The organism is Paenibacillus phytorum (genome assembly GCF_013141715.1).
Lineage (GTDB): Bacteria > Bacillota > Bacilli > Paenibacillales > NBRC-103111 > Paenibacillus_E > Paenibacillus_E phytorum.
On sequence record NZ_WHOA01000064.1, the window covers coordinates 12717 to 39363 of the forward strand.

Here is a 26647-nt window from a genome sequence, read left to right on the forward strand (position 1 = left end):
TATATATTACAATAGAATCAGACAATCTCCGGAGGTGTTTCCACATGGGAAATTTCCCATTAACGCTGCGCTCTCTCTTTGAACGTTCACAAACCTTGTTCCCCAAAAAAGAGGTTGTTTCACGTACAAGCACCGGCATCCATCGGTATACGTACGCCGATTTCGGGAGACGTGCGAAGCAGTTATCCAGCTCCCTGCAAGCACTGGGTGTGAAGCCCGGGGATCGGGTGGCTACTTTTGCCTGGAATCACCACTGGCATCTAGAGGCTTATTTCGCTATCCCCTGTATGGAGGCAGTGCTTCATACCGTCAACATCCGCCTCCCCGCTGAGCATATTGCGTATATTCTTAATCATGCAGAAGACCGTTTTCTCTTCGTCGATGAGACTTTACTCCCTATTATTGAGAAAATCCAGGATCAACTTACGACGATAGAAGGCTATATTTTGATGACGGATAAGAAGGAATTGCCGCCTACTTCTTTACATCCCGTCTATTTATATGAGAACATGATAGAGGGCGGCGACCCTCAGTATACATACGCTGCCGATATAAATGAAAGCGCTCCCGCAGGCATCTGTTATACATCTGCGACAACGGGTAATCCCAAGGGTGTGGTGTATTCTCATCGCGGGATCTACCTGCATTCCCTCTCCATTGGTCTGGCGGATACACTAGGACTCTCTGAACGCGACACCGTTCTGCCTATTGTGCCGATGTTTCACGTTAATGCTTGGGGACTTCCATTCGCGTCTGTCTGGTTCGGCAGCAAGCAAGTGCTTCCGGGACCTTCGCCGACACCTGACATCCTGCTTCGTTTGATCGCTGAGGAGAAAGTGACGATTGCTGCTGGTGTTCCTACCGTATGGACGGCCGCACTTAAGGTGCAGGAATTACTGCAAGTAGATTTATCATCCCTTCGCGCAGTGGTCTGTGGTGGATCTGCTGCCCCGCGCAGTCTGATCGAAAGCTACGAACAGCGGCTCAAGGTGCCATTCTATCATGCCTATGGGATGACAGAGACGTGTCCTCTCGTTACCGTTGCCCGCCTCAAAAGCTATCAAGAAGATGCCTCTTACGATGAACAGTACGATGCAAGGGCTACTCAGGGCTTGCTTGTGCCTGGGCTTGATATGAAAATCGTTGGACCTCGGGGTGAGGTAGCTTGGGATGGTAAAGAAATGGGCGAAATCTTACTGCGCGGGCCATGGGTAGCTACGGAATACTATAACGATGCCCGAACGCAGGAATCGTTCCAGGACGGTTGGTTCTATAGCGGAGATATCGCGGTTATTGATAGTGAAGGATTTGTGAAGCTGGTGGACAGGGCCAAGGATCTGGTCAAAAGCGGTGGGGAATGGATTTCGTCTCTCGACTTAGAAAACGCATTAATGGCACATCCCAATGTGTTCGAGGCTTGCGTCATCGGCGTACCGCATCCCAAATGGGATGAACGGCCCCTTGCCTTCGTCGTGCTGAAAGACGCTGCATTACAAACGGATGACAACAAAGAAGATTTACTCACCTTTTTGGCAAACAAATTCACGAAGTGGTGGATTCCGGACGATGTTGTTTTCCTCAACGAAATACCTAAATCGTCGGTCGGTAAATTTATGAAACGCGGGCTTCGCGAGCAGTATCAAACCTATTTTACAGGAGACTAGATAGCAATGAACAATTTTGAGTTAGAAGGCTTCCGCTTTTATACACCAACGAAAGTTCGTTTCTGTGAAACGGATGCGAACGGGCACCTGAGTCACCTTTCTTCTGTCATTTACATGGAGCAGGCCCGCTGTGAGTATATGAACGGTTTGGGTTTATTTTTTGCAAATTCGGATGGTAATCTGGCTGATAAAACCTTCTTTCTCGTCAACCAAAGCGTCGAATACAAATCTCAAGCACATTTTAACGATAACCTCGATATTTATATGAAAGTGAGCCGGATCGGCACTTCATCAATTGAAACTCAGTATGCCATTGTTAAGCGGGAGAATAAGCAGCTTGTGAGCTTCGGTACCAGCACTGGCGTGTATGTCGATGTTCATACACAAAAAGGCACTCCGCTTCCAGAAGATTTAGCAAGCCGTATCGAGCAATTCGAAGCTTCGTTCCTAGGGCAGCAGCAATAGAGCAGCATTCACAGCATTAATTATTAGCAGGGTAAATTGATGATGAAGGGCGCGATGAATATGTTCGATGCAACCTTGCTGAAGGATAAAGTCATTCTTATTACAGGTGGCGGTACGGGTCTGGGCCGTGCTATGGGTGAGAAATTTTTGACGTTAGGTGCAAAACTAGCGATTACCAGCCGACGCGAGGAGGTACTCGCTAAAGCGGCTGCCGAAATGAGCAGTGGAGGCAACGAAGTATTCTACAAAAGCTGTGACGTGCGTGACCCGCTTCAAATTACCGAGATGGTGGCCGCTGTGGAACAGCACTATGGCCGTATTGATGTACTGATTAATAATGCAGCCGGCAACTTCGCCAGCCCGACCGAAAATTTATCTCCGCGCGCGGTGGATGCGGTGCTGGATATCGTTCTTCACGGGACGTTCTACACCACGTTAGAAGTGGGTAAAAGATGGATCGAGCAGGGCGTCGGCGGTACGATGCTGAACATCGTCACCTCTTACGCCTCCACCGGCTCGGCCTTCGTTGTGCCGTCGGCTGCGGCCAAGGCCGGCGTGCTTGCGCTGACGCGCTCGCTTGCTGTCGAGTGGGCGCGGCACGGCATCCGGCAAGTTGCCATCGCGCCGGGGCTCTTCCCGACCGACGGCGCGTGGAGCCGACTGGCTCCGACGCCTGAGCTGTCGGAGAAGCTCTTGAACCGCGTGCCGCTGCGGCGGGTCGGTGAGAAGGATGAGCTCGCGAACCTCGCGGCTTATCTGATTTCGGACTACGCCGCCTACATTAATGGCGAAGTAGTCACGATCGACGGCGGCGAATGGCTGCAGGGCGCCGGGCAGTTCAATGACCTGCTCGAGGTGACCGAGGAGCAGTGGGTTGGGCTTGCGGAGATGACGCGCAAGGGCAAATCATGAGTGGTGTGATGGATCATTTGCTTACTCACTTGCGTAATGTTGTGTTTCGTACAACATTACGCAAGTTAATCCACGTTTCCCCCGTAAATATTGCAAAAAATTTAGCCAAAAAGTAGCTTTTTCGCATAAAAAAGGCTTTATTGTTGCACGTTATGCAACACCTTCTGCTTATCTAGAGTGAAATCAAGGAAATTGTTGTACGATGTACAACTCGCCCGCTATTTCCCTACCTGGTTACCTACCTTTTTACCTGATTACTCCCTACTTCTATTCTCTACTCTTACTTTTCCCTGTTCTCTTTTCCAAATTCACCTTTACCTTTGATGCGTCGGGATCTTTATTATTCATTCAAGCAGATTGATTCGAGCAAACCAAATTCCTACCGTATGATTTGGCTTTATACAACGCCTTATCTGCTTCTTCTTTGATATTCTCATTAGTATCAGGGTACGTAGCAACGCCCACAGATACAGTGATCTGTATGGCCTTTCCCTCATTAAGCATAAATTCCTGGTTTCTGACAGCCATTCTAATTCGCTCCCCAATGGTTAAAGCATGTTTATGAGGACAATCGTAAAGTAAGATGGCGAACTCTTCCCCACCTATACGTGATACGATATCGAATGAGCGTGAGGCATCTTTTAATAATTCCCCCAATTGTTTTAACACCATATCACCATTAGGATGACCGTAGGTATCATTCACTTTTTTAAAATGGTCAATATCTATAATCATCAAAGTCAAGGCTTCGTTCTTGTCTTTTGCTTCCAACAGTAAGGAATTGAATGCTTCATCAAAAGTACGATGGTTATTGAGCTCTGTCAGAAAAACAAATGTAGCTGCCTTTTCGATCATTTGGAAGTGAGTTTTCGCTTTAATCAGAAATTGTGTCAAATAAGCTGTGAAAATGCCACCTAAAGTCATCATTATCAGGTATATGAAGGATGGAATAGTCCCCTTACTCCCCTGATTGATATGAAAAATGATAATCGTAAAGAGATTGTTAAGAAATAGAGCATACGTCCACTTTTTCCAATAGGATAGGTTCCTTGTACAAATCCACCCAAGTATGATCGAAATTATAAGAGTGTTCGAAGCGGCGAAAATGGTTGCAGGACTTAGCGTACCGAAAGCCAATAAACGCATAAGGGAGATCATGATCCCAGTGACTAGGGCAGCGTAAACTCCACCGATAGCGCCGCTATCGTAATCGCCAGATGTCTAAAATCTAAAATCGTACCATTCAGCTTAACCGTGAACTCCATAAGTATAATACCTAAAATGCCAGTTAAAACGCCTATGTGAAGTTTAGTATACAAAGTAGTAGGCGTACCCAAGTTCCAATCCTTATAAATCACTTGGCTGGCCAAAAACAAATAAGCGGTGACGATAGAGAAATTGGCAATCAAATCCTGTAATGTTTCAAAAGATAAGTCATTCATGCTATCCACCCCCCATAATCGTAGCATAATTTTGTTAGCAAACTATGAAGACGAGCTTGAGGGATTGTTACAAACATAAAAAAAATAGCCACCCTTAGGGACTCTTTTCGGAATCCAAGGATGGCTATTTTATTCATTGTTATCCTTTGACAGCACCAGCCGTCATCCCCTTCATAATCTGCTCCTGGAACAGCAAGAACACGATAATGGTTGGCAATACGGCAATGGCAAGTGCAGCCATCGTCAATTCATAATCGGTCATATACCCCGTAGCAAAAGCAGATAAACTCAGCGGAACTGTTTTAAGCGCCGGCTTGCTGATAAAGACTAGCGCGAACGCAAAATCGTTCCAAAAGCGTAAAAACCCTAAGATCGCAACCGTAGAGAGGGCTGGCAAGCTAAGCGGAAGCATCATCCGAAAGAAAATGCCCCAATAGCCCGTGCCGTCGATTAACGCTGCTTCCTCAATTTCTTTGGGAATCGTAATTAAATAGGCCGCAATGACGAAAATGGCTAATGGCAATTCAAAGGCCACATAAGGTAAAATGAGTGCACCGTACGTGTTCAGAAGGCCGATTTTTTTCATAATAATAAAAAGAGGTACGAGTGTACTATGGATCGGAATGAGCATTCCGAGTAGAAATAAACCCATGAAAAATGGCTTCCATTTAAATTCAAACCGCGATAAAACAAAGGCTGCCAGTGCTCCAATGACTAGGGTCAGCACTAGCGAGGCCACCGTCACTACGGTAGAGTTCCAGAGCGAGAGACCCATACCCGATACTTTCCATGCTCGAACGATATTGTCCCATTTCCAAACCGTCGGCAGTAAAAAGGGTCGAGAATGAAATTCCTCATTGGACTTTAGAGCACTCATAAATAACCAAATCAACGGGTAAAGCGTGACAAGTGCATACAGGGTCAAACAGACGTTGATGACACCGCGCGCCCACCCTCTTTGCTTCTTACCTCCAGCGGGAAAACCCGTCTGCATCGATACAACCTGCTCCATAGATGTCCCTCCTGAGAGAATTTATTTCCTAACGATAGTCTCGTTTCATGAGATATTGGCTGCCAACAATTAAGAACAAACTAAGAATAATGATAGCCGTGGAAATGGCACTGCCAAAACCGAAACGATACACATTGAATGTGCTGTTGTACATATAAGAAGCAAGCAGTTCCGTGGAGTGTGCCGGTCCACCGCCCGTCATGACATAGATGAGATCGAATGCCTTCAAGCTTCCGGAGATGCAGAGCACAACGGCTACTTTGACCGTATCCCATATCATGGGCAGTGTGACTGCAAACAATTTGCGTACCGGACCCACGCCGTCCAGCTGAGCAGCATCTTCAATCTCAGGTGAAATATTCTGTAGAGCGGCAATGAACATAATCATGTAGGGACCAATATAATTCCAGATGATCGGCACCATGAGCGCGAACATCGATACTTTCGGATCGGAGAGCCAAGATTTCTTCCAGCTTTCAAGCCCGACGCCCTCAAGTAAGAAGTTGAGAATACCAATTTGGGGGTGGTAAATGTATCCCCAGATGATCCCGACGACAACCGAGGACAGCACCATGGGCATAAAGACAGAGGCACGAATAACACGTTGAAATAAAGTACTGCGCATAAGCAGAAGAGCTAAAATCATAGCAATTGGTACCTGACCGAAAACGGAAGCTGCAACGATAAGCATGTTATTTTTAAAAGCTTTCCAGAAGATTGGATCTTGGATCACTTCTGCGTAGTTGTCAAACCCGATAAATTTGGCTGCTCCGATACCTTTCCAGTCGAAAAAGCCGTAGTACGCCGACCAGAAAATCGGTACAATGACAAAAAACAGATAGAGTACTAAGGCCGGAAGCAGCCCTATGGTAATGAATCCTCTGATTCTTGCGGATACGGTCATAACTTCCCTCCTTGCTATCTTTTTTGAAAAAAGGCTCCAGCCGGGCTTTGGCTGGAGTCCTGTGGCCGTACTTTATTTGCCGACGGCTTTAGCTTGCGCGTCTTGAATTTTTTTGGCGATGTCCTCAGGTTTACCACCCATGAGAAGTTCTTGAAGACCATTGTTCACGACATCGGCACTAGCGGAGCTAAGCTTGCCATCGTAAACTGGCGTTTTCTTGACCGTGTTCATCATTTTGTACACTTCTGCAAACAAGGAAGATACTTTGGTTGTATCCAAATCTACTTTGTAGCTAACGAGTTGGTTGCTTTCCAAGATAGCTTTCTGTGCTTCTGGGCCAGACAAAGCATAGATCAGTTCGTAGGCTGCGGCTTTCTGAGCGCCTGTAACTTTCTTACTCATGCCAAGTCCTGTTCCAACTACACCTGAAAGGGTGTTCGGATCACCTTTGCCGTTAGGCACGGATGGTAGAACGGTAACAGCCATGTTAGCTAATGCTTCTTTGGACGTATTCGACGCTAAGTTCGGTAATGCCCAACCACCGTCGATCATCATGGCCGCTTTACCTTGAGCGAACATTTGTTCCATTTGTGTGTTATCAATGCTGTTGAAGCCTTCTTGGAAAGCCCCAGCCTTACCAAGCTGTTGAAGATACGTCAAGGCTTGCACGAATTCTGGATCCGTAAATTTGGCGCCATTCTGATCCACTGCTTTCAGGAACCATTCCGTACCTGTTACACGGTCTGCAAGTGAGCTGAGAATGCTGGACTGCGCAACCCATGCCGCTTTGTTACCAAGTGCGATTGGTGTAACATTATTCTTTTTGAACGTATCCACCAGCTTCATGAGATCGTCCCATGTCTTAGGAGGCTGTACATTATATTTGTTGAAGATTTCTTTGTTATAGTAAAGGATCGAAGTAGGAGATAGAGCCATCGGTGCGCTGTAGGTTTTGCCTGAGATCGTGAAGTCATCAAAGGACCCTGGCATAAAACCGTTCTTCCATTCCGCTTTGCTATCCAGCAGTTCATTAATCGGCTGAATCAAGTCACCACCGACGAATTCCTTGGTCATGACACCTGGCCACATCACGAAAAGATCTGGCATTTCATTAGCGGCAGCTACCGTTTTTAAACGTGGACGGTAACCATCGGGCGGGATTCCCTGTATATCTAACTCGACATTCGGGTGATCTTTCTTGAACTTCTCCATATATTCACGCATCGTTTTGGCGCGAAGATCTTCGCCTGTATAGTTGTGCCAAATCGATAACTTCACTTTCTCAGCTGGTTTGGCTGCATCTGTCGATTTGGGAGATGTGGTACCCGCAGCACCCTCTTTTGTTCCACTTGAACCACAACCGGCTAATAAAGATAATGATAACGTGGCCGCCAGTGTAACGATAAATGACCTTTTCATTTGTTTGTGACCTCCTAAAAGTTTTCGTAGATACATAAGCTCAAGCTCTCTCTATGAACTTTAGTATAGAGGACATATTCAGGAGGGGGTACGGGAGAAACTTCGGCGCAGAGGGGGACATTATTCAGTTTTATTCCCTTGCCGAAATTCGGATGGCGTTCTTCCCGTATACTTTTTGAACTGCTGCGTAAAGTATTTGATATCTTCATAGCCCACTCTTCTAGCAATATCGCTGACTTTGGTCTGAGTGCCCTGGAGGATTTCCACCGCGCGTTTCATCCGTTCCTGAGTGACGAATTCGATATACGTACAGCCTGTCTCCCGCTTGAACACCTCGCTAAAATGATTGGGATTCACATGCACGAATCCAGCCACCTGCTGCAGTGAAATCGGCTGATGCAGATTGTCCCGGATATAGGCAATGGACTTGTGAATATACGCGTAGCGATTCTGATCCAAGCCTTGATGAAAACGCGTCATCACGGCAGAAAGCACCTTAAAGACTTCATCTTCGGGACGCCCTTCCCCCTCATAGGTAGGCAGTATGCTAAGAGGAACAGTCCCCTCTTGAGAAGAACTGGCCCGTTCAAGCCATCGATGACCCGCTATGATCATCGACTGTAAATAACCCTGCACCGTAAGCGGCGTCGCTGCTGCATCTTCCAGCAGAGCCCGCACCTTCTGGTTCACCCAGTGCCTCAGCTCTGTGGCATTGCCGCTCATCAAGATCGCCGTAAGCTCCGCTTCCTCTTTCTCCGTGCAAACCGTCCGACCACCGCTGCGCTCCCTGATATCTTCAACCGTAAAAAGTCCTTGTGCACCGAGCAGCCCTTGGTAAGCAAAAACTTCTTTCGCCGCACGATAAGATTCCCGAAGGCCTTCGTAATCCTGCGTTACCGTTCCAAGCGCTGCAAAAGCCGAGCATTTGAGCGTTTCGGTAACGCGCTTAAGAGCCTTTGTGAGCCCAGATTGATCGGTCATCCCGACTTCGTGACGCACTACAAGCAGCAGATGGTCCTTTTTCATCAGCGTGACGCACGGTAGCAGCTCGAAAAGGATATTCTCTGCGGCTCCTTGCAGAAGCTCCAAGACAGGCGTCTCCCCCCATCCGGACACAGAGATCAGGAGAACTTGCATCGCTGCAGACTCACCTGTCTCAGGGTGAACATCTACACCATTCTTGCTAAACCATACTTGCAGTTGCCCTTGAGCTTCCCTATCATCGTTCAAACCTCGACCCAGCACCCGTTCCAACAACTGATTGCGCAGTGCAGCCTGTTGAAGATTATCCTGTTTGATCGACTCCCATTTATCCATTATGTTTTGCTTCGCTTTCAGCGCAGCTTTAATAATCTCTTCCGGACGACTTGTTTTGAGCAAGTAATCGGTCACACCTTCGCGCAGTGCCTGCTGGGCATAACTGAAGTCATCGTAACCCGTAAGAATAACGATTTCCGTATCCGGTAGCATCGCTTTCACCTCGCGTGCAAGCTCGATACCGTCCATACCTGACATGCGAATATCGGTCAGCACAATATGCGGCTTCTCTTCAGGAATGCGCTCTAAAGCCTCTTCAGCTGAAGAGGCGGCCGGAAGCAGTTCTAGTCCGAGCTCTTTCCAATCAATTACGGTACAAAGACCTGTTCGTATAATAACCTCATCATCTACAATCAAGATTCTCATGTCGCTAGTTCTCCCATCCCAAGAGGAATTGAAAATGAAATGCTCGTCCCCACACCCTGCGTACTCTCAACAATAAGCCCAGATTCTGCTCCATAATGCAGTAACAATCTCCGGTGAACATTGATGAGTCCGTAGCTAGTAACAGCTATCTTCGTTTCTTTAGCGACTTCGCTTAGCATACCCAGTTGACGATTGGCCAAAGCGAGCTGATCTTGAATCGCGCGTTGCTTCGCCTCATCCATGCCTATTCCGGTATCTTCAACAACGAATTTCATTTGACTATCCTTCAGTTCTCCGTGCACATAGACGTGACCCTTCGCTTTTTTCTTCTGGATACCATGAATAAGGCTGTTCTCAATCAGTGGCTGTAGAAGCAGCTTCAGCATCGAGGTTTGCACCATCGCGGGATCGATAAAAAATTCAATCTCAAACTGGTCTGGAAACCGAATAGCTTGTATATAGGCATAGTTCTGTGCATGAGAAATTTCCTGCTGAACGGCACAAAACTCCTCGCCCTTATTCAAACTAAATCTTAAGAAATCACTGAGCGCGCCCACCATTTCAGCAATTTGACGATCCTTATTCATCAAGGCAATCCAGTGTATGGAGGAGAGTGTATTATACAGAAAGTGCGGATTGATCTGCGCCTGCAGAGCCATAATATCCGCTTCCTTTTTCATCGCCTCGTTCAGCTGTACTTGATCCTTCAATCTTCCTATTCGTTCACTCAGCTTGTTATAGCTGTGGACAAGTAGTCCGACTTCATCAACGCTTTTCACCTCATAGGTAGGAATCGTCTCATCTGGATTCAGATCCTTCAGATACTTGGTCAATTTAATCAAGGGCTTTGTTACCCATTGCAAGAAGTAAAGCACCATCCCCATAGCGAGCAGCAGGGCAATTACAATCGTAACAGCTGTCACTGTGAGCACGTAACCATTTTGCTTTTGATAAATCTGTGTAGGGATGAAACCGACCAATTTCCAGCCTAACCGAGGAATCGGATTAAACAGAACCGTGTGTGGCTGTTCGTCTCTTTGTACGTTGAGCACACCGCTTGTCTCCGTTAGCTCACCCATTTTCGGAAAAACTTCTCCGACAGTTCGTGCTAACCAACTCGGATCGCCACCCGACATGATCTGATCATACTGATCTAACAAAAGAACGAACCCGCTGCTTTCCCATCCTGCACCTGTCAAATAACGCTCGATTTCTGCCTGATCGAGCGAAACGGTAAGCGTACCTAACGTCTTGAAAGTACTGACATCACGAATGGGTCTGACGAGTGAAATGACCTTCTTCGGTCCGTCCGATGTTTGAATTTCATACAGTGGAGACCACCATTTTGATGCTGATTTGTAAACGGATTCATATTGCTGTGAGAGAGGAAATAATCCTGAATTGGTTATGGTCGTTGTAGAAAGTGCAGGGTTGCCATTTTTCGGTGTAATCGTAATGTTGGAGATGTATTTTTTGGAATACGATAAATTCCATAGGGTGCCCACGATAAGTGAATAGCTGTTGACGTCCCCTTCTTCGTTATTGAGATACGTTTGAATATCCTTTTGCCCGATCAGAAAGACCGACATATTCTCAACGTCTTGAATGACAAAATCAAGCTTGTCCGACATTTGCTTCAGTGTGTTCATCCCCGCCTGCTTCGCTTTATCTTCCGTCACCGATGTTGCGATGCTATAGGAAACGATCCCCATTGAAAGCAGCGGTAATACAACTGCGAATAAAATAAGCAATGACAGTTTACGTTTCAGGGATTTGGCAAACCAGCGTCTCATGGGTGATCCCTCCTTCGGTCTTACAATGATCTTTTTTACATAGTACCATGAGCATCGTCAGAAAATCATACTTTTTTTTAGCTCAACAAACTTTTTGTTTGACATTCAACCAGTTTGTGTTACCATTTTTCTCAGAATAACCTTACACGGGGAGATGACAGGGCATGGAATCAATTCAAGATGAATTTGGGTTTTTGACCGATCTTGTGACAGGGCTTGCCGCTCAATTCGGAGACAACTGCGAAGTCGTGCTACATGACTTGACAGGTCCGTACGACAGCTCCATCGTCGCGATTGCGAATGGTCACATCACAGGTCGTAAAGTCGGAGATCCCGGAACGAATCTGGGCCTGGAGCTGCTGCGGGGCAATCATGTAAACGGCAACAAGTTTAACTACTTAACACAAACCAAAGATGGACGCATTCTGCGCTCTAGTTCGATGTATATGAAAAATAAAGCAGGCACTATCGTTGGCTCGCTGTGCATTAACTACGATATCACGGAGCTGATGATCGCAGAGAAAACACTGCAGACGCTTATACGTCCTGGGGAACAAACAGAAGTAAAGGAATCGTTCGTTACGAGTGTAAGCGATCTGCTTGATGCCCTTATTCAAGAAGCACAAGAGCAAGTAGGCAAACCCGTGGCGGTTATGACCAAGGAGGACAAAATGCGCATGATTCAACTCCTCGATGCCAAGGGTGCTTTTCTGATTAAAAAAGGCGGCGAGAAGATTTGCACCTATTTGAATATTTCAAAGTATACCCTTTATAGCCACTTAGAAGAAGGCAAAAGTGCCGTGAAAGAGAGTGTGGAAGGATGATGAACATGTTGGAGAATTTGGAGACACCTTGCCTGGTTATTGACGCAGAACGCATGGATCGAAATATTCAAGCTATGGCTGATGTTATCAGCCAACATCATGTGAAGCTGCGTCCGCATGCGAAGACGCATAAGCTCCCTTCCGTCGCACTCCAACAAATTGAGGCTGGCGCTGTCGGTATCACGGTAGCGAAAGTGTCCGAAGCAGAGGTTATGGCGGCGGGTGGCGTTACCAATATTTTCATCGCTTACCCGCTTGTAACCGCAAGCAAGATTGAAAGAGCGATTCGCTTAAGCGAGCAAATCGAGCTGATCGTCGGCGTCGACAGCTTGGCAGGCGCTCAGCAATTAGAGCAGTGCGCTAGCCGACTTGGCCACTCGCTGCAAGTCCGGCTAGAAATCGACACCGGCTTTCGTAGAACCGGCGTACTCTACGAGCAGGCCACCGCGCTCGCCGCGGAGATCGCCCTTATGCCGCATTTGCGGCTGACCGGCATCTATACGTTTCGCGGCTCCCTGCTAGCAGGAAAGCCTACTCTTGACGTGGCTGCAGCCGGTCAAGAAGAAGGCACGCTCATGGTGCAGCTGGCCGAGCGTCTTAGAGCGCAGGGCATCGCTATCACGGACGTTAGCGTTGGATCCACACCGACGGCTGCTTCCGCCGCTGCCGTAGAAGGCGTGACGGAGGTCCGCCCAGGCACCTACGTGTACTACGATCGGATGCAAGCCCGCTTAGGCCTCTGCGGCATCGAAGACTGCGCTGGCAGCGTGCTTGTCACCGTCGTTAGCCGCCCGTCGGCGGATCTCGCGATCATCGATGGCGGCAGCAAAACATTCGCTACCGATGTGCAGCCAGGCACGGACCCGCTTCAACTGCTGGGCTTCGGGCACGTCATGAATCTAGAAGATGCGTTTCTCGTTCGCTTGTCCGAAGAGCATGGCATGCTTGATCTTGGGCCACTCGCCCAAGCGGCCAACCTACAGGTAGGCGACAAGCTGCGTATTATTCCTAATCACATTTGCAGCACCGTCAATCTGCACAATCAGGTTATTATGCAGCGCGGTGATGCGTTTGAGCACTTGCCGGTGCTTGCACGAGGTATGTTGGAGTAAGCTACAATCTGGCAGCATTACTGCCGATTTAATCATCATTTGACTTGGAGGTCAACACTATGTCCCAAATTGAACAACGTTTACAAGAGCTAGGCATCACGCTTCCCCCATCCCCTGAACCGCGTTTCACTTATATTCCTTGCAATCAAACAGGGAATCTCATTTATTTATCCGGTCAGGATTGCCGTATTAACGGTGAACTTATGTACGAAGGCAAACTTGGCCGCGAAGTAACGATCGAGCAAGGGCAAGCGGCAGCCCGTCAAACCATTATCAATTGCTTAGCGGTTATGAAGGGCTATCTTGGAGACTTGGATCGTGTTGTCAAAATCGTAAAAATGCTCGGTTTCGTTAACAGCGCTCCGGGCTTTGGCGATCAGCCCTATGTCATTAACGGCGCTTCTGATTTGTTAGTGGCTGTGTTCGGTGAGAAGGGCAAACATGCTCGCTCAGCGATTGGTACGAGCGATCTGCCTTTTCACACACCGGTGGAAATTGAACTTATCGTAGAAGTGATTGATTAGGCACTGTAAGAACGATAACCTCCTCAAGCATGAGGAGGTTTTTTTCATATTATTTTCTGCGCTGGGCTAGGGAATAACCCCATACAAATTAAGTCCCTGTAATGCGATCTCCACGTCTTAAATTACTAATGTAGCAGCATATAAGCAAACAGCAGTTGAGGGGTCTTCTTCAAACACTTCAGAAACTTTCGCTCCATACGTGCCCCCGAGACAGCCTTTTCTGCCTTCTCAGGACGCAAAATCTACTAACTTGCCTTCTCTCAGCAGCTGAGAGGTCCTTTTCAGACGTCTCGCGCCACTTTCGCTGCATTCGTCCCCCCGAGACAGCCTTTTCTGCCTTCTCAGGACACAAAACCCACTAACTCGCCTGCTCTCAGCAGCTGAGAGGTCCTTTTCAGACGTCTCGCGCCACTTTCGCTGCATTCGGGCCTCCGAAACAGCCTTTTCTGCCTTCTCAGGATTCACATGCTACTTTACTTAGAGTATCTGAAAAGTACATTTTTGACCTCTCAATTCGCTTTAGCATCATTCCCACACTTTAGTTATGAATTTCATCGCCTCAGCAGACATTACGGAGGTTCCGGACGCATCCTCCGATTTTAAGCGTGTTTTCTCACTATCAAGTCACTTCCACGCGCTCCCCGCACTTTAGCGATGAATACATCCGTTTCCGCGGCGGCCCAATAAATAAGGGGTAAGCTTAAAACAAGGACCTGAGGCGCTGCCTCAGGTCCTTGTTTTCTGTTAAACGATTGCACATGGGTACGTTAAATACGCAAATAATGTTCCAATTGCAGTGTAAGTGGAACAACGATTCGTTATCTCTTCTTTTTTGTCTCCGGATGTACAAATTTCATACAAATAAAACAATTAGGTTAATAATCATTCCGCAAACGGAACGTAGATGCCTTATTTGCCGCAAAAAGCCCATTTTCACGAGCCAAGAGGAACGAGGATTCGTTATTTCGCTGTTTTCACGTCCTAAATGCTTATTTCCCTCAAATAGAGCCCTCACGTTCCGTTTGAATCAACTTGCAGCACACTTTTCCCAAAATAGCGGCATGTCATTCCTCTAAAGCACTCTAAAGTAGGTTTATTAGCTTGTCCATCCTACCAAACCTAGGAATTCCCCGAAATTCGGAGTCCGCTATACGCCTCACACGCGGAATCTTCCGATTAAGGTCTGCAAATCAGCTGCCATGCTGTTCAGCACTGTCGCCGAGGAGAATATCTCCTCCATGCTCGCGTACTGACCCTCGATGTTGGAAGATACATTTCTGGCTCCCGCTGCGGTCTGTCCGGCGACTTCATCGATCGCGCGAATCACATCCACGGCTGCGCGCGTTTTCTCTGAGATAGCGGCCGAACTTCCCGCCACTTCCTCGATCTGCCTCGCAACTTCGTCCATCGCATCGCGAATACGCTTGAAGGTATCTCGCGCTACGCCGACCACCTCTAGCCCCGTCTGCACCTCTCGGCTCCCAGCCTCGGTGGAACTGACCACCTCTCTTGTTTCATCCTGAATACTGGAAACAAGAAGAGTAACTTCTTCCGCCGCTGCTCCCGTCTGCATAGATAACTTGCGGACCTCGTCAGCGACGACCGCAAAGCCTTTACCAGCGGCTCCGGCGCGTGCCGCTTCAATGGAGGCATTGAGCGCAAGCATGTTTGTCTGCCGCGCAATACCTGCAATCATCGTGTTCGCATTGACGATTTGTTCAGACCGTTGACCGAGCCTCTGTACCGATTCAGCAAGTTCCATCATCTTCTGATAGATAGCATTCATCTGCTTAATCGCTGTCTCGACAGCCGCATTACCCTCCCCTGCCTCTTGCTGCGCAAGGAAAGACTGATGGTTAGCCGACTGCGTGACGCTTGCAATCTGAATGACGGCAGCTGACATTTCCTCCATGATGGAGACTCCCAAGTGTACACTGCGTACTTGCGCATCCGTACCCATCGATATGTCCTGGACTGTGTATGTAATGCGTTCCGAAGATTCGCTAACTTGCTCAGAATTGCTGCTAAGTGCTTCCGAGGCAGCAGCGACGTGCTGGGCACTGCTTCCTACCTGACTAATTAAGCTATGCAGATTGGCTTTCATTTGATTAAAAGCGGTAGCCAAATGTCGTAATTCGTCCCTATTCTTGACGTTAATGTCACCAACCGTTAAATCGCATGCTGCAATTCGTTCAGCTGCTTGTACCATAGAACGTATGGGGTTAACAATCATGCGGGACAGCAAGAGGCCGATGGCTAAGGCGAAAAGAAAAGCCGCTACACTGACCCAGATCAACGTTTGAACGGTCGATACAACCACATCATGATTGCGGGCAGAAGCATCCTCCTGGACTTTCCTTTCCAGCTCTTCAATCTTCGCGGCAGCCTGCGTCAATGTTTCCGTTGTCGGAATAGCCCACTGCATCGCTTCAGCTTTGGCTAGAGCCACATTCCCTTTGTCGGCGTATTCCGTCACTTTCTTCACTAGACGAGCAAATGTCATGTTCGAGTCTACCATGGATTGGATAGCACTTTGCTCATCCTCGTTCTTCGAAACCTCTCCCATCTGAGTAATGATCGAAGAAAGTGTTCTATTCATTTCCGTCAAAAGCTTCTCTTTGTCCTTCGTTGGGTCTAAAACGTATCCGAACAGCATGCTGTTCTGTATTTGCGTTTTCTCTTTGATCTCAGAAACATTTTGAAGAATAGTGACATTATCATTCAGGAGCTTGGAATAAGAGCTATCCACTTTATTCAAGTATGTATACGACATGCCGCTGGTTACAGCAACAAGTAAAGAAACAATAACAAATGTGCCTACAATTTTGCTTCTCAATGAAACTGATAATATTCGCTCTCTCCAGCTAGCCGAATGATGACTAACAGCCATGATTATGCCCCCTCAGACGTCAGAAATCGCTTTCATTTTATACAGGATAACAGGCTGTCGTTAAATCGCGACAGCCTGTTTCACATTATTACCTATAACCAAATGAGATGGAGCGTTCTTGGTGTTTAATATAATTATTTGGAATTCATGTATTTACGCATATCGAAGGCAACAGCCGCGACGATAATGACACCTTTAATAATCAACTGCCAGTAAGGACTAATTCCGATAAACGTCAAACCATAGTTGATAACGCTGAAAATTAAAACCCCTGCAAGAACACCAGGTACAGTCCCAATACCACCGGATGTGGATACACCACCGACGACGCAAGCTGCAATCGCATCAAGCTCGTACATATTCCCGTAGTTATTCGTTGCGCCACCCGTTCTTGCTGCTTCCAGCACCCCTGCTAGACCATACAAAGCGCCAGCAATCGCATAGATGTAGATGAGGTAACGGTTTACGTTAATTCCTGAAACGACTGCTGCGTGAATGTTTCCGCCGATGGCGTACATATATTTCCCCAGCTTCGTTTTGTTGAACACAATCCAAACGATGATAGATACGACAATGGCAATAATGACAATGTAAGGAATGGAATAAGTAGAACCGGTTCCGATCGCGCCTGTCCCCAGCTGACTGAAATCTGATCTCAATCCGCCAATCGGCTGTGATTGATTCGGTTTCATATCAAAGTATAAGGAGTTAGCTCCGTATACAGCTACCATCGTACCCAAAGTTGCAATGAACGGTGGAACCTTGAATTTTGCAACAATGATCCCATTGATCAGACCTACCAATAGACCGGCTGCAATCGCAATAAGGATCGGTACGATCAAAGGCAGCTCCGGCAAATTCGGGAAAAATCTTCGACCATATTCCTGCGTTTGCAGCATAGAAGCGGAGATAACGGCGGTCAAGCCGACGATACGTCCGGTCGAAAGGTCCGTTCCCCCTGTGATCAAGATGAATGCCGCACCCAAAGCGATAATGACGCGCGTGGATGACTGCAGCAAAATATCACGAAGGATATTTACGGATAAAAAGCGTGGATCATAGATCGCGATACCGATAACTAACACAACTAGCACGATGTAAATTGCGTATTTGGTCACGAACCCACTAATGTCTCTGGATTTCAATGTTTCTGTCTTCGTACTCATGGTTCTTGGCCCCCTCCATTATGCCATATGCTGTGCAGCAAGGCGCATGATCTCTTCTTCAGTTGCTTTATTTCCTTCTACAATGCCTGTAAGGCGTCCTTCACACATGACCATGATTCGGTCTGACATCCCTAACAGTTCGGGCATTTCAGAAGAGATCATGATAATACTTTTCCCCTGCTTCGCAAGGTCAGCGATGATGGAGTAAATTTCGAATTTAGCACCTACGTCAATTCCCCGTGTCGGTTCATCAAGCAGAAGCACGTCCGGTTCTGTAAGCAGCCATCTGGCAAGCAGCACCTTTTGTTGATTACCACCTGACAGGTTCTTGATCAGCGCGTGCATATTCGGTGTCTTCACCCGAAGCATTTCGATACTTCGTTCGACTTCTACCTTACGTTTAGCTTCGTTAATGAAGCCTAGTGGATTCATATATCTGCCCAAATTCGCAATCACGGTGTTCTCAAGAACAGATAATACGGGGAAAATACCCGTTACACGACGCTCTTCCGTGAGCAAAGCGATTTTCTGCTTAATGGCATCAATCGGCGACTTGAGCTTCACTTGCTTGCCATGCATGGAAATGCTGCCGGAAGCAACACCTCTCATCCCGAACAAAGCTTCAATCAACTCCGTCCGCTGAGCACCAACAAGACCGCCGACTCCAAGAATCTCTCCCTTACGAAGATCAAAGGATACATTCTTAAATGATCTTGGTATGACAGAAGTCAGTCCTTCGACTTTCATTAATACACCGTTCGGCACATTGCTGCGCTCAGGGAAACGCTCCTTCAGATCTCGTCCGACCATCTTCGAAATAATCATGTCGGTCGTTAACTCCGACGATGCCCACGTACCAATCTTGGTACCGTCGCGCATAATCGTCACTTCATCTGAAATTTCGAGAATTTCTTCCATTTTATGTGAAATATAGATGATCGAAACGCCACGACTTCTCAGGTCGCGAATAATGCGAAACAGCTGCTCAACTTCGTTACCCGTTAGTGAAGAAGTCGGCTCATCCATAACAATGACTTTCGAATTGAATGACACAGCCTTAGCAATTTCAATGGATTGCACCTTAGAAACAGATAACGTCCCTACTAGTGTATCCGGCTTAATATCCATCTGGAGCTGTTTGAACAAGCTCTCTGTATCTTTACGCATCTTCTTGTGATCCACTAATTTCAAAGGTCCGATCCCTTTTAGCGGAAATCTGCCAAGCCAGATATTCTCCATTACGTTACGATGAGGTACTGGATGAAGCTCTTGATGGATCATAGAAATGCCGTTCTCTAAAGCATCTTTCGAACTTTGAATGGAAACGACTTCGCCATTCAATTTGATTTCTCCACCATCCGGCTTATAAATACCGAACAAGCATTTCATCAGCGTCGATTTGCCCGCACCGTTCTCTCCCATCAGCGCATGCACGCTTCCCGGGCGAACTTTGAGGGTAACGTTATCCAGCGCTTTGACGCCAGGGAATTCTTTGGAGATTTGATTCATTTCCAATAAATAGTCATTTACAGTCATGGTAACTCCCCCTACAGCTCACGATAATCCCCACAAAGTGAAGCCTTTCTTCGTTGTCTCTTTACCTTTGCATGGGTTCCCAAATAAGGAAGGCAAGAGCGCCCGCGTAATCATACATCGCTGCTCTTGCCCGCTTCTATTCGGATTACTTCGCTTCGTTCATGTTAGCTTTTGTAATCTTTTTGTAGGAAATCCATACATATTTACCGTCAGTTACATCGTAGCCTGTTGTTTCTTTGCTAGGTGTTTTACCGTTAGCAAGTGCTGCTGCTACATTCGTTGTTGCTGCACCTTGGTTTTTCGCATCGTTCAGAACAGTTCCGAGCAATGTGCCATCACTAAGGGCTTGAAGTGCAGGAGCTGTAGCATCTACACCTACAACTGGCAAGAATTTATTGTCTTTGAAATAGCCTTTTGCTTTCAAAGCTTCGATAGCGCCAAGAGCCATATCATCGTTGTTCGCAAGAACAGCTTCGATTTTGCTTTCGCTGGAAGCTAGGAATGCTGCCATTTTTTCTTGACCTTTAACGCGGTCCCACATAGCTGTATCTTCCGCTACTTTTTCTACACCCAGACCAGCGTCTGTGATCGCTTGGATGGAGAACTTCGTGCGAAGCTCAGCATCTTGATGTCCTGGCTCGCCTTTCAGCATAACGTATTGGATTTTACCGTCTTTGTTTTTATCCGCTTCTGGGTGAGCTTTGAAGTAGTCAACCAGCAGTTGGCCTTCCATCGTACCGGATTGCTCTGCTTTAGCGCCTACATAGTAAACTTTATCCCATTTCTTCATATCGTCAGCAAGTGGCTCACGGTTCAAGAAAACAACTGGAACGTTTGCCGCTTTTGCTTTATCGATGATAACGCCTGCCGCCGTACGGTCAACTGCGTTAATCGCTAGAGCGTTTACTTTTTTCGTGATGAAAAGATCGACTTTATCATTTTGTGTTGGTTGTGAGTTCTGGCTGTCCACGATATCAACGGTTGCTTTATCTTTAGCAGCATCAGCGATTGCGGCACGAACACCAGACATGAATGTATCGTCAAATTTGTAGATAGCTACACCAATTGTTGGTTTTTTAGCAGTGTCTGCTGCTTTTGGAGTTGCTGCTGCACCTGTAGTTGCTGCTGGAGCTGGTGAAGGTGTTGCTGTTTTATTGCCACAGCCTGCTACGGTTGCAACCAAAGCGCCTGCTACTGCAAGAGTAATCAATTTTTTCAAGGTAAGACCCTCCCTAAAAGGTGTGTTGTTTATTATTTACATTCCCTACTATACGGGATCAAAGCACCAAAACAAATGCAATATCCTCATGTGTTCTATCGAAATTCTCATCACTTTATAAAAGGGAAAAGCAGCTTCTGATTATCCGACCAGAACATATTATTTAGATCAATGGCTTTAATCCCTGTGTCCACACGGCTGGGAACCTTCTTCCCATTCAAAGCCTCAACCGCATTCTTCACACCCAAATATCCGATACTGAATGGATTTTGAATAATCGTCGCTTGGATGACACCCTCTTGCAGCAGCTCCAGCTCTTCGGAGGTACTATCAAATGTGATGATTTTCACTTTGTCCTGGAGGTCCATACTTTGAATTGCATGCGCAACGCCAATGGACGAGATTTCATTCAGAGCAACAATCCCGTCTAACTGGGGATGCTTCTCCATCATGTTATGGGTTAGCTGCGCGGCAAGCTCATAGTCCGTTAGACTGTAAACCTTTTCAATTACCTTCACATCCGGATATTTGGATAGCTCCTCCAAAAGCCCTTGTTCCCGAAGCTCTGTATTGCGCTCTCCTTGCATAAAGCTAACAATAGCAATATCACCGCTTGTCCCAGCCAGCTTGATGAGCTGTTTGCCAGCCAATTGCCCGGCCTCATAATTATTAGCCCCGATAAAGCTCTTGGCTTTACGTGTCTCCACTTCGGAGTCGATCGTGATGACCGGAATTCCCCGCATGTACGCATCATCCACAATCCCAGACAATTCCTTATAACCGTTAGGAGCCAGCACAATGGCGTCAGGTCCGCTGCTGATCGATTGTTCCATTAAAGCGATTTGCCCCTTTACATCCGCTTCATCGCCTGGTGCACGGAAATCCAGCGTAACATCAAACTCCTTCGCGGCCACCTCGGCGCCCATCTTCACCGTTTTCCAGTAATCGCCGTTTTGACTTCGCAGTACAACCTCCAAATGTTTCTTCTGCTCGGTTGGTATGGTCTCCGTTTGCTTGGTACAGGAGGACATGGAGATGACGGCTACCAGGACGGCAAATAGAAGGGGCTTCACTTTCATTGTTTTATCCATGGCTTCTCCTTCCTATTCATCTTCCAAGACTAAAGGAATCCAGACCTTGACGGTAGTTCCTTCTTCCAGCTCACTTTCAACCTTGACCCCATACTCCGAACCGAAATATAACTGGATACGCTCATGTACATTTCGCAGCCCTACACCGGACCCTTTTTCACTTTTCACATGACCGATCAGGATGTTTTTGAGCGTATCTTCCGACATACCGACACCGTTATCCCGAATCTCAAATAAGATCTTCTCATCGACCTTGCCGACCGATATGTGAATGAGGCCCTCGTCCACCATATATTCAATGCCATGATAGAGCGCGTTTTCCACAAATGGTTGTAAAATCAGCTTCAGCGTCTTATAGGTAAGCACCTCTTCATCCACCTGAATCTCGTAATCAAACTTATCCTTATACCGCATCTTCTGGATGATCAAATAATTCCGAATGTGCTCGATCTCTTCCCCGATGGTAATGATATTTTTCCCCTTGCTGAGCGATATCCGAAAAAACTTGGACAAGGACGTGATGGTTTTGACGACGTCTTCATTCTTTCCATTACCCACCATGCGAACAACGGAATTGAGTGTATTGTACAAAAAATGCGGATTAATCTGAGACTGCAATACCTCCAGCTCATTCTTCCGCTTCGTCTCCTGCTCATGGATACTTTGATCCATCAGCTCACGAACCCGTGAGACCATCAGATTGAATCTCCGCGAAAGCTGCTCCACTTCATCAGCGCCCCGAACATGAATATAGGTGTCAAAATGGCCCTTTTCGACCATTTCCATCGACTTTTTCAGTCGCTTGATAGGCTGCGAAATACGCGCAGACATGAAGGACGAGATTAACAAAATGAAAACAAGGACAATGACGAGAAGCCAAATCATGAACGTACTGATTTCCTTGCGTGTTGTAACCATTTCATCCATGTAAGAGACGCCAATAATTTTCCAACCGATGTTATTAACCGTCCTGACCACATTGAGCCGTGACTCGCCATCGCTGACATCCATGTATTTTCCATACGAGAATTTGAGCGCTTGCTCCACATTTTCATACTTCAAGCCAATATAAATAAGCTGCTGCTGCGGGTGATAGACAATGTTTCCGGCAGAGTCATCGATGATGTATACATAGCCTTTTTTGCCAAGAGAAACCGTACGAAACACGTCATCCAGCGTCTTGAAATTAACATCTACGAGCAGCACAGCTTCCACCCATTTCCCATCCTTTTGAATGGATACCCCTTTGCTCATGGAAACGACCCATTTGTACGGATCCTTGAACAGATTCTGTATATGCGGTAGGGAAAAAGTGAGATGGTTCGGATTATCCAGCGCAGACTTAAACCACGACTGTTCGAGAAGTCGCGTATTTTTGCGCATCTCGGTCGTGGGAATGCCAGTTACGAGTCCACCATCTGCTGTAAAAAGATGAATGGAGACGATATCCTCACGCGTACTCGCAATCGTTTCCAACTGCTCGAGCAGCTTGTCCGTAGGAATGCCATGGCTTTTGGCAATTTTCGCATCGACAACCTCGAAGGTGTCCGCCATGCCTTTAATATAATGTTCTAAGTTAAACTGTACCTGCTCGATCACCTGCTGCGTATTCAGAAAAGCACTCTCTTCCGCTGTTCTAGAAAATTTATTATAAAGCACCAGCGAGACGATCAACATGACGATCACCGTAATCAAAATAAACGACATCGTAATCGTAAATTGAATGCTTTTCACTCTCAACGTGTCCAGCAGTACATTATACAAGGCCTCGAATAGCGTTCTCACTTTACGTTTCAAGCTTTACCACCCACTCCTTTAACACTAAAGCCCTTTGGAACTGTTATTTCGGTACTCTTTGGGGGAAACACCGACATTTTTGCGGAATGAAAAGCTGAAATAATTGGCATCGGCATATCCAACCTTCTCGGCAATCTCTAGTGCTTTCATATCCGTAGAACGCAAGAGCTCCTTGGCCGCTTCCATACGAATATGGTTCAAATAGTTCACAAAGGTTATTTTCGTCTCTTTCTTGAAAATACTGCTGAAATATCCCGCGCTAATATGCAGGTGGCCACACACTTTATTAATCGTGATATCTCCTTCGTGATAGTGGCTCTTCGTATAATCCTTGGCCATTTCGACCAGGTTTTTGTACGTATATTGTCGATCCGTCGCGATATGATTCATCATGCTGGCACATAGTTCAGCAAGCCAATGCTTGGCTTCTTCCAAGGATGTGAATTTATTTATCTCTGTAAAAGGAATAAAATGATCGCCAAATACCTCATCGACGTTAAGGTTCGAGTCCTTGGCCGCTTTTAGGATACAAGTCAATATTTCGAGTAAATAAATTTGGTAGTCCTTAACGGAAACACCGCCCTCAATCCCTTGAAAAAGCTCATCCATCGTCTCCCGAATCTCCTGGCTCGTCCCGACCTTAATGCAGCGCGTCAAGGCATGCTCTTTCACATCGTCAAAACGAATCTTCTCCACGTTCCGCTTCTCCACATCATCGATGTAGATCATGCGGTTGTTGCCTAAGATGAGCCGGTAATCCAGCGCCAACACGGCATCTTCATACGAATAGCTAATCTTGGTTACGTCTTTCATAACGGTTCCGATCCCAACAGTAAGCGTAAACTTCAAATATTTCTCTACATTCTGCCGTACTTCTTCCAGCACCTTCATCGTTTCTTGAAGCGCAGCTTCTCGGTCTGTGCTCTCCCTCGCGGCTAGTACAACCACTTGATCGTTATGCATAAAAACAAGGCCAAGACGCCGTTTATCGGCGATCTCCTCCGTAATATTCAGCAGGGCAAAATATTTCAGCGCCTGATCCTCGGAATATTTCAAAGAAACGGACTTCGCCAGCTCGCCGCGATTCTCCAAATCCTCTTCATGAATGAGCACCCCATCGATGCTAAGCACCGCTACAACATAGCTACTTCCACTGAGCTCAATACCATAGTTCGCGGCCTTCTCGTACACTTCATCGCGCGGGAGTTTCCGGTTCATCAGGGTCGCCAAGAAATTTTCCTTAAGCACAGGCATGCTCTTGCGGTAATGCTCTTTCAGCAGCTGTACATTTTCCCGATGAGACACTTCCTCCTGAATCTGCTCCTTCACCTTCAGCAAAGCATTAATCAGCTCTTGCGCGGAAAAAGGCTTCAGCACATATTCATCAATGTGCAGCTTAATCGCCTTTTGGGCATATTCGAACTCATCATGTCCCGTAAGAATGATCAGCTTAATCGTCGGAAAACGCTCACGGACCGCTTCAGCTAGTTGGAGCCCATTCATGAACGGCATCTGAATATCCGTCACAACCACGTCCGGCTGCAGTCGCTCAACCATTTCCAGCGCTTCCCTGCCGTTCTCCGCCTTCTCTATCACTTCAAAGCCAATAGCTTCCCAATTTATCTCACGGACGACACCTTCCCGCACGTCCTCTTCGTCATCCACTAATAGCAGCTTGTACATGCTCGTCCTCCTAAAGCTTTTCTTATATAAAGCTTACTTCGTAAGCGCTTCTCGTAAGCGTATTCTTAATAAACATCATTGTACTAACTGCCTATGGAATACACAACTGGTTGATGCTCTCATCAGAAAATAATGGTAAAAATCACCTTTTGTCTGTTAAACTTAAGAAAGAGTAAAGCAAACCCACTAAAAATGCATCAAACTGGGACAATCTTCTGCTTAGCATGTTGCGGCCTTAAGGAATTAAACATTAATTCAGCCGTCGCTGGAGAGGACCCTTTGCGATGATTAAGAGAACCTGAGTACGCTATTTCTTGCAAAATGCTTGTTTTCGTTACCCAAAGGGAACTACGATGCGTTATTTTGCCAAAATCAAGGAATTCTCGGCGATTTTCAAGGAATAGCGGAACGAGGTTCCGCTTAAGCCCCTGAAAACAGCAAAACGAAAGAAATAACGAATCGACGTTCCCTCAGTAGACATGAGTTGTAGTAAAACTACTTACAAGACAGGAATTACAATAAAACTGCTCACACAAACAAGGAGGAAGCCCCATTGGATTTCGCACAAATAGGACGAATCGCTTCACTTATTAAAACAAACGTAGGTAAGGTCATTGTTGGCAAGGACGATACCGTCGAGCTTATGGTCATCGCCCTCATTGCTTCCGGGCATGTGCTGCTTGAGGATGTTCCCGGTACAGGGAAAACACAGCTAGCCAAAGCGCTAGCCCGCTCCCTCGACGGCACAATGAAGCGCATCCAGTTCACGCCCGACTTGCTGCCGTCAGATGTAAGCGGCATCAATTTCTTCAACCAGAAGCTGGGCGAATTCGAATTCCGCCCAGGGCCGCTTTTCGCTCACATCGTGCTTGCCGATGAGATTAACCGTGCGACGCCGCGCACGCAGTCCAGCTTGCTCGAAAGCATGGAGGAACGCCAAGTGAGCATCGACGGTGAAACGCGTATGCTCGAAGCCCCGTTCCTCGTCATTGCCACACAGAACCCTGTCGAGAATCAGGGGACATTCCCCCTCCCGGAAGCTCAACTCGACCGCTTCCTGATGAAGCTCTCGCTGGGCTATCCTTCCGCAGCCGAGCAGGTCCAGATCTTGAAGCGCTACCAGCAGCATGATCCACTCGATCAGCTGCTGCCGGTTGTGGGCCGTGCTGAGCTGCTCGAAGCTCAGCACTTGTTCACGCAGGTGCGCGTCAGCGACGAGCTGCTGCAGTACATCGTGCAGCTCGCGGAAGCGACGCGCGCGCATGCTGATGCCGCGCTTGGCGTCAGCCCGCGCGGCGTTCGCGCCTTGATGAAGTCGGCGCAGGTGTACGCGGCGCTTCGCGGCCGCGACTACGTGCTGCCTGACGACATCAAAGCGCTGGTCAAGCCCGTCTGGGCGCATCGCATCCTGCTGCGCACTCGATCGCGCCAACAAGACCAGCAGGTGCATGCTCTGCTGGTCAGTATCCTTGCAGCTACCCCCGTTCCTACGGAAGTGAAGCTGGGGTAGC

The 26647-nt window shown here is 47.2% G+C and carries 21 protein-coding genes; 7 read left to right on the forward strand and 14 right to left on the reverse strand.

Annotation, left to right across the window (positions count from 1 at the left end):
• Positions 1-44: 44 nt before the first annotated feature.
• Genes GC098_RS07980 through GC098_RS07990 form a run of 3 tightly spaced genes read left to right on the forward strand, consistent with a single transcriptional unit; the run spans position 45 to position 3041 of the window.
• Entirely contained in the window at positions 45-1664 is a 1620-nt protein-coding gene (locus GC098_RS07980) for a long-chain fatty acid--CoA ligase (protein WP_171642632.1), read from the forward strand.
• Positions 1665-1670: 6 nt separating this feature from the next.
• Positions 1671-2129, forward strand: a complete 459-nt coding sequence (locus GC098_RS07985) for an acyl-CoA thioesterase (RefSeq protein ID WP_171642634.1) — start codon at positions 1671-1673, stop codon at positions 2127-2129.
• A gap of 60 nt (positions 2130-2189) precedes the next feature.
• Complete coding sequence (locus GC098_RS07990) at positions 2190-3041, forward strand: SDR family oxidoreductase (protein WP_171642697.1); 852 nt, start codon at positions 2190-2192, stop codon at positions 3039-3041.
• Positions 3042-3389: 348 nt separating this feature from the next.
• Here GC098_RS07990 and GC098_RS07995 read toward each other — a convergent pair whose 3' ends face one another.
• The 7 genes from GC098_RS07995 to GC098_RS08025 all read right to left on the reverse strand — a co-directional run bounded on the left by GC098_RS07995 (position 3390) and on the right by GC098_RS08025 (position 11294).
• Entirely contained in the window at positions 3390-3968 is a 579-nt protein-coding gene (locus GC098_RS07995; protein WP_171642636.1) for a GGDEF domain-containing protein, read from the reverse strand.
• Between the two features lie 242 nt (positions 3969-4210).
• The gene (locus GC098_RS08000) at positions 4211-4483 is read right to left on the reverse strand and encodes a hypothetical protein (RefSeq protein ID WP_171642638.1); all 273 of its coding nucleotides are present in this window, start codon (positions 4481-4483) and stop codon (positions 4211-4213) included.
• A gap of 139 nt (positions 4484-4622) precedes the next feature.
• Positions 4623-5477: a carbohydrate ABC transporter permease gene (locus GC098_RS08005; protein ID WP_376773848.1), complete on the reverse strand. Its 855-nt coding sequence runs from the start codon at positions 5475-5477 to the stop codon at positions 4623-4625.
• A 46-nt stretch (positions 5478-5523) separates the two neighbouring features.
• Positions 5524-6399, reverse strand: a complete 876-nt coding sequence (locus GC098_RS08010; protein ID WP_171642642.1) for a carbohydrate ABC transporter permease — start codon at positions 6397-6399, stop codon at positions 5524-5526.
• Between the two features lie 72 nt (positions 6400-6471).
• Entirely contained in the window at positions 6472-7818 is a 1347-nt protein-coding gene (locus GC098_RS08015) for an extracellular solute-binding protein (RefSeq protein ID WP_171642644.1), read from the reverse strand.
• Positions 7819-7938: 120 nt separating this feature from the next.
• The gene (locus GC098_RS08020) at positions 7939-9501 is read right to left on the reverse strand and encodes a response regulator transcription factor (RefSeq protein ID WP_171642647.1); all 1563 of its coding nucleotides are present in this window, start codon (positions 9499-9501) and stop codon (positions 7939-7941) included.
• The gene (locus GC098_RS08025) at positions 9498-11294 is read right to left on the reverse strand and encodes a cache domain-containing sensor histidine kinase (protein ID WP_171642649.1); all 1797 of its coding nucleotides are present in this window, start codon (positions 11292-11294) and stop codon (positions 9498-9500) included. The genes GC098_RS08020 and GC098_RS08025 overlap by 4 nt, the downstream gene beginning before the upstream one ends.
• A 164-nt stretch (positions 11295-11458) precedes the next feature.
• Between GC098_RS08025 and GC098_RS08030 the strand changes: the two genes are divergently transcribed.
• The 3 genes from GC098_RS08030 to GC098_RS08040 are packed head-to-tail and all read left to right on the forward strand — an operon-like array spanning position 11459 to position 13754.
• Positions 11459-12118, forward strand: coding sequence for a helix-turn-helix transcriptional regulator (locus GC098_RS08030; protein WP_171642651.1), 660 nt, complete (start codon positions 11459-11461; stop codon positions 12116-12118).
• Positions 12119-12123: 5 nt separating this feature from the next.
• Entirely contained in the window at positions 12124-13230 is a 1107-nt protein-coding gene (locus GC098_RS08035) for an alanine racemase (RefSeq protein ID WP_171642699.1), read from the forward strand.
• 59 nt (positions 13231-13289) lie between these two features.
• Entirely contained in the window at positions 13290-13754 is a 465-nt protein-coding gene (locus GC098_RS08040; protein ID WP_171642653.1) for a RidA family protein, read from the forward strand.
• 1156 nt (positions 13755-14910) lie between these two features.
• On the opposite strand, the gene GC098_RS08045 is transcribed toward GC098_RS08040, so the two are convergent.
• From GC098_RS08045 to GC098_RS08075, 7 genes are all read right to left on the reverse strand, one after another.
• The gene (locus GC098_RS08045; protein ID WP_171642655.1) at positions 14911-16644 is read right to left on the reverse strand and encodes a methyl-accepting chemotaxis protein; all 1734 of its coding nucleotides are present in this window, start codon (positions 16642-16644) and stop codon (positions 14911-14913) included.
• 134 nt (positions 16645-16778) lie between these two features.
• Positions 16779-17810: a galactose/methyl galactoside ABC transporter permease MglC gene (mglC, locus tag GC098_RS08050; RefSeq protein ID WP_171642657.1), complete on the reverse strand. Its 1032-nt coding sequence runs from the start codon at positions 17808-17810 to the stop codon at positions 16779-16781.
• An 18-nt stretch (positions 17811-17828) separates the two neighbouring features.
• Positions 17829-19346, reverse strand: a complete 1518-nt coding sequence (locus GC098_RS08055) for a sugar ABC transporter ATP-binding protein (RefSeq protein ID WP_171642659.1) — start codon at positions 19344-19346, stop codon at positions 17829-17831.
• A 145-nt stretch (positions 19347-19491) separates the two neighbouring features.
• Positions 19492-20565: a galactose ABC transporter substrate-binding protein gene (locus tag GC098_RS08060; RefSeq protein ID WP_171642662.1), complete on the reverse strand. Its 1074-nt coding sequence runs from the start codon at positions 20563-20565 to the stop codon at positions 19492-19494.
• 110 nt (positions 20566-20675) lie between these two features.
• Complete coding sequence (locus GC098_RS08065) at positions 20676-21656, reverse strand: substrate-binding domain-containing protein (protein ID WP_171642664.1); 981 nt, start codon at positions 21654-21656, stop codon at positions 20676-20678.
• A gap of 12 nt (positions 21657-21668) precedes the next feature.
• Positions 21669-23363, reverse strand: a complete 1695-nt coding sequence (locus GC098_RS08070) for a cache domain-containing sensor histidine kinase (protein WP_171642701.1) — start codon at positions 23361-23363, stop codon at positions 21669-21671.
• A gap of 114 nt (positions 23364-23477) precedes the next feature.
• Entirely contained in the window at positions 23478-25136 is a 1659-nt protein-coding gene (locus GC098_RS08075; protein ID WP_171642666.1) for a response regulator, read from the reverse strand.
• Between the two features lie 553 nt (positions 25137-25689).
• On the opposite strand from GC098_RS08075, the gene GC098_RS08080 reads away from it, so the two are divergent.
• The gene (locus GC098_RS08080; protein WP_171642668.1) at positions 25690-26646 is read left to right on the forward strand and encodes an AAA family ATPase; all 957 of its coding nucleotides are present in this window, start codon (positions 25690-25692) and stop codon (positions 26644-26646) included.
• Position 26647: the final 1 nt, after the last annotated feature.

What these genes read in the sequence shown, in the direction of transcription:
- GC098_RS08070 (WP_171642701.1), bottom strand. Translation starts at nt 23,363, where the DNA reads ATGTCGTTTATTTTGATTACGGTGATCGTCATGTTGATCGTCTCGCTG.
- GC098_RS08075 (WP_171642666.1), bottom strand. Translation starts at nt 25,136, where the DNA reads ATGTACAAGCTGCTATTAGTGGATGACGAAGAGGACGTGCGGGAAGGT.
- GC098_RS08055 (WP_171642659.1), bottom strand. Translation starts at nt 19,346, where the DNA reads ATGACTGTAAATGACTATTTATTGGAAATGAATCAAATCTCCAAAGAA.
- GC098_RS07980 (WP_171642632.1), top strand. Translation starts at nt 45, where the DNA reads ATGGGAAATTTCCCATTAACGCTGCGCTCTCTCTTTGAACGTTCACAA.
- GC098_RS07985 (WP_171642634.1), top strand. Translation starts at nt 1,671, where the DNA reads ATGAACAATTTTGAGTTAGAAGGCTTCCGCTTTTATACACCAACGAAA.
- GC098_RS08015 (WP_171642644.1), bottom strand. Translation starts at nt 7,818, where the DNA reads ATGAAAAGGTCATTTATCGTTACACTGGCGGCCACGTTATCATTATCT.
- GC098_RS07990 (WP_171642697.1), top strand. Translation starts at nt 2,190, where the DNA reads ATGTTCGATGCAACCTTGCTGAAGGATAAAGTCATTCTTATTACAGGT.
- GC098_RS08025 (WP_171642649.1), bottom strand. Translation starts at nt 11,294, where the DNA reads ATGAGACGCTGGTTTGCCAAATCCCTGAAACGTAAACTGTCATTGCTT.
- GC098_RS07995 (WP_171642636.1), bottom strand. Translation starts at nt 3,968, where the DNA reads ATGATGACTTTAGGTGGCATTTTCACAGCTTATTTGACACAATTTCTG.
- GC098_RS08065 (WP_171642664.1), bottom strand. Translation starts at nt 21,656, where the DNA reads ATGGATAAAACAATGAAAGTGAAGCCCCTTCTATTTGCCGTCCTGGTA.
- GC098_RS08020 (WP_171642647.1), bottom strand. Translation starts at nt 9,501, where the DNA reads ATGAGAATCTTGATTGTAGATGATGAGGTTATTATACGAACAGGTCTT.
- GC098_RS08040 (WP_171642653.1), top strand. Translation starts at nt 13,290, where the DNA reads ATGTCCCAAATTGAACAACGTTTACAAGAGCTAGGCATCACGCTTCCC.
- mglC (WP_171642657.1), bottom strand. Translation starts at nt 17,810, where the DNA reads ATGAGTACGAAGACAGAAACATTGAAATCCAGAGACATTAGTGGGTTC.
- GC098_RS08045 (WP_171642655.1), bottom strand. Translation starts at nt 16,644, where the DNA reads ATGGCTGTTAGTCATCATTCGGCTAGCTGGAGAGAGCGAATATTATCA.
- GC098_RS08005 (WP_376773848.1), bottom strand. Translation starts at nt 5,477, where the DNA reads ATGCAGACGGGTTTTCCCGCTGGAGGTAAGAAGCAAAGAGGGTGGGCG.
- GC098_RS08030 (WP_171642651.1), top strand. Translation starts at nt 11,459, where the DNA reads ATGGAATCAATTCAAGATGAATTTGGGTTTTTGACCGATCTTGTGACA.
- GC098_RS08000 (WP_171642638.1), bottom strand. Translation starts at nt 4,483, where the DNA reads ATGAATGACTTATCTTTTGAAACATTACAGGATTTGATTGCCAATTTC.
- GC098_RS08010 (WP_171642642.1), bottom strand. Translation starts at nt 6,399, where the DNA reads ATGACCGTATCCGCAAGAATCAGAGGATTCATTACCATAGGGCTGCTT.
- GC098_RS08035 (WP_171642699.1), top strand. Translation starts at nt 12,124, where the DNA reads ATGTTGGAGAATTTGGAGACACCTTGCCTGGTTATTGACGCAGAACGC.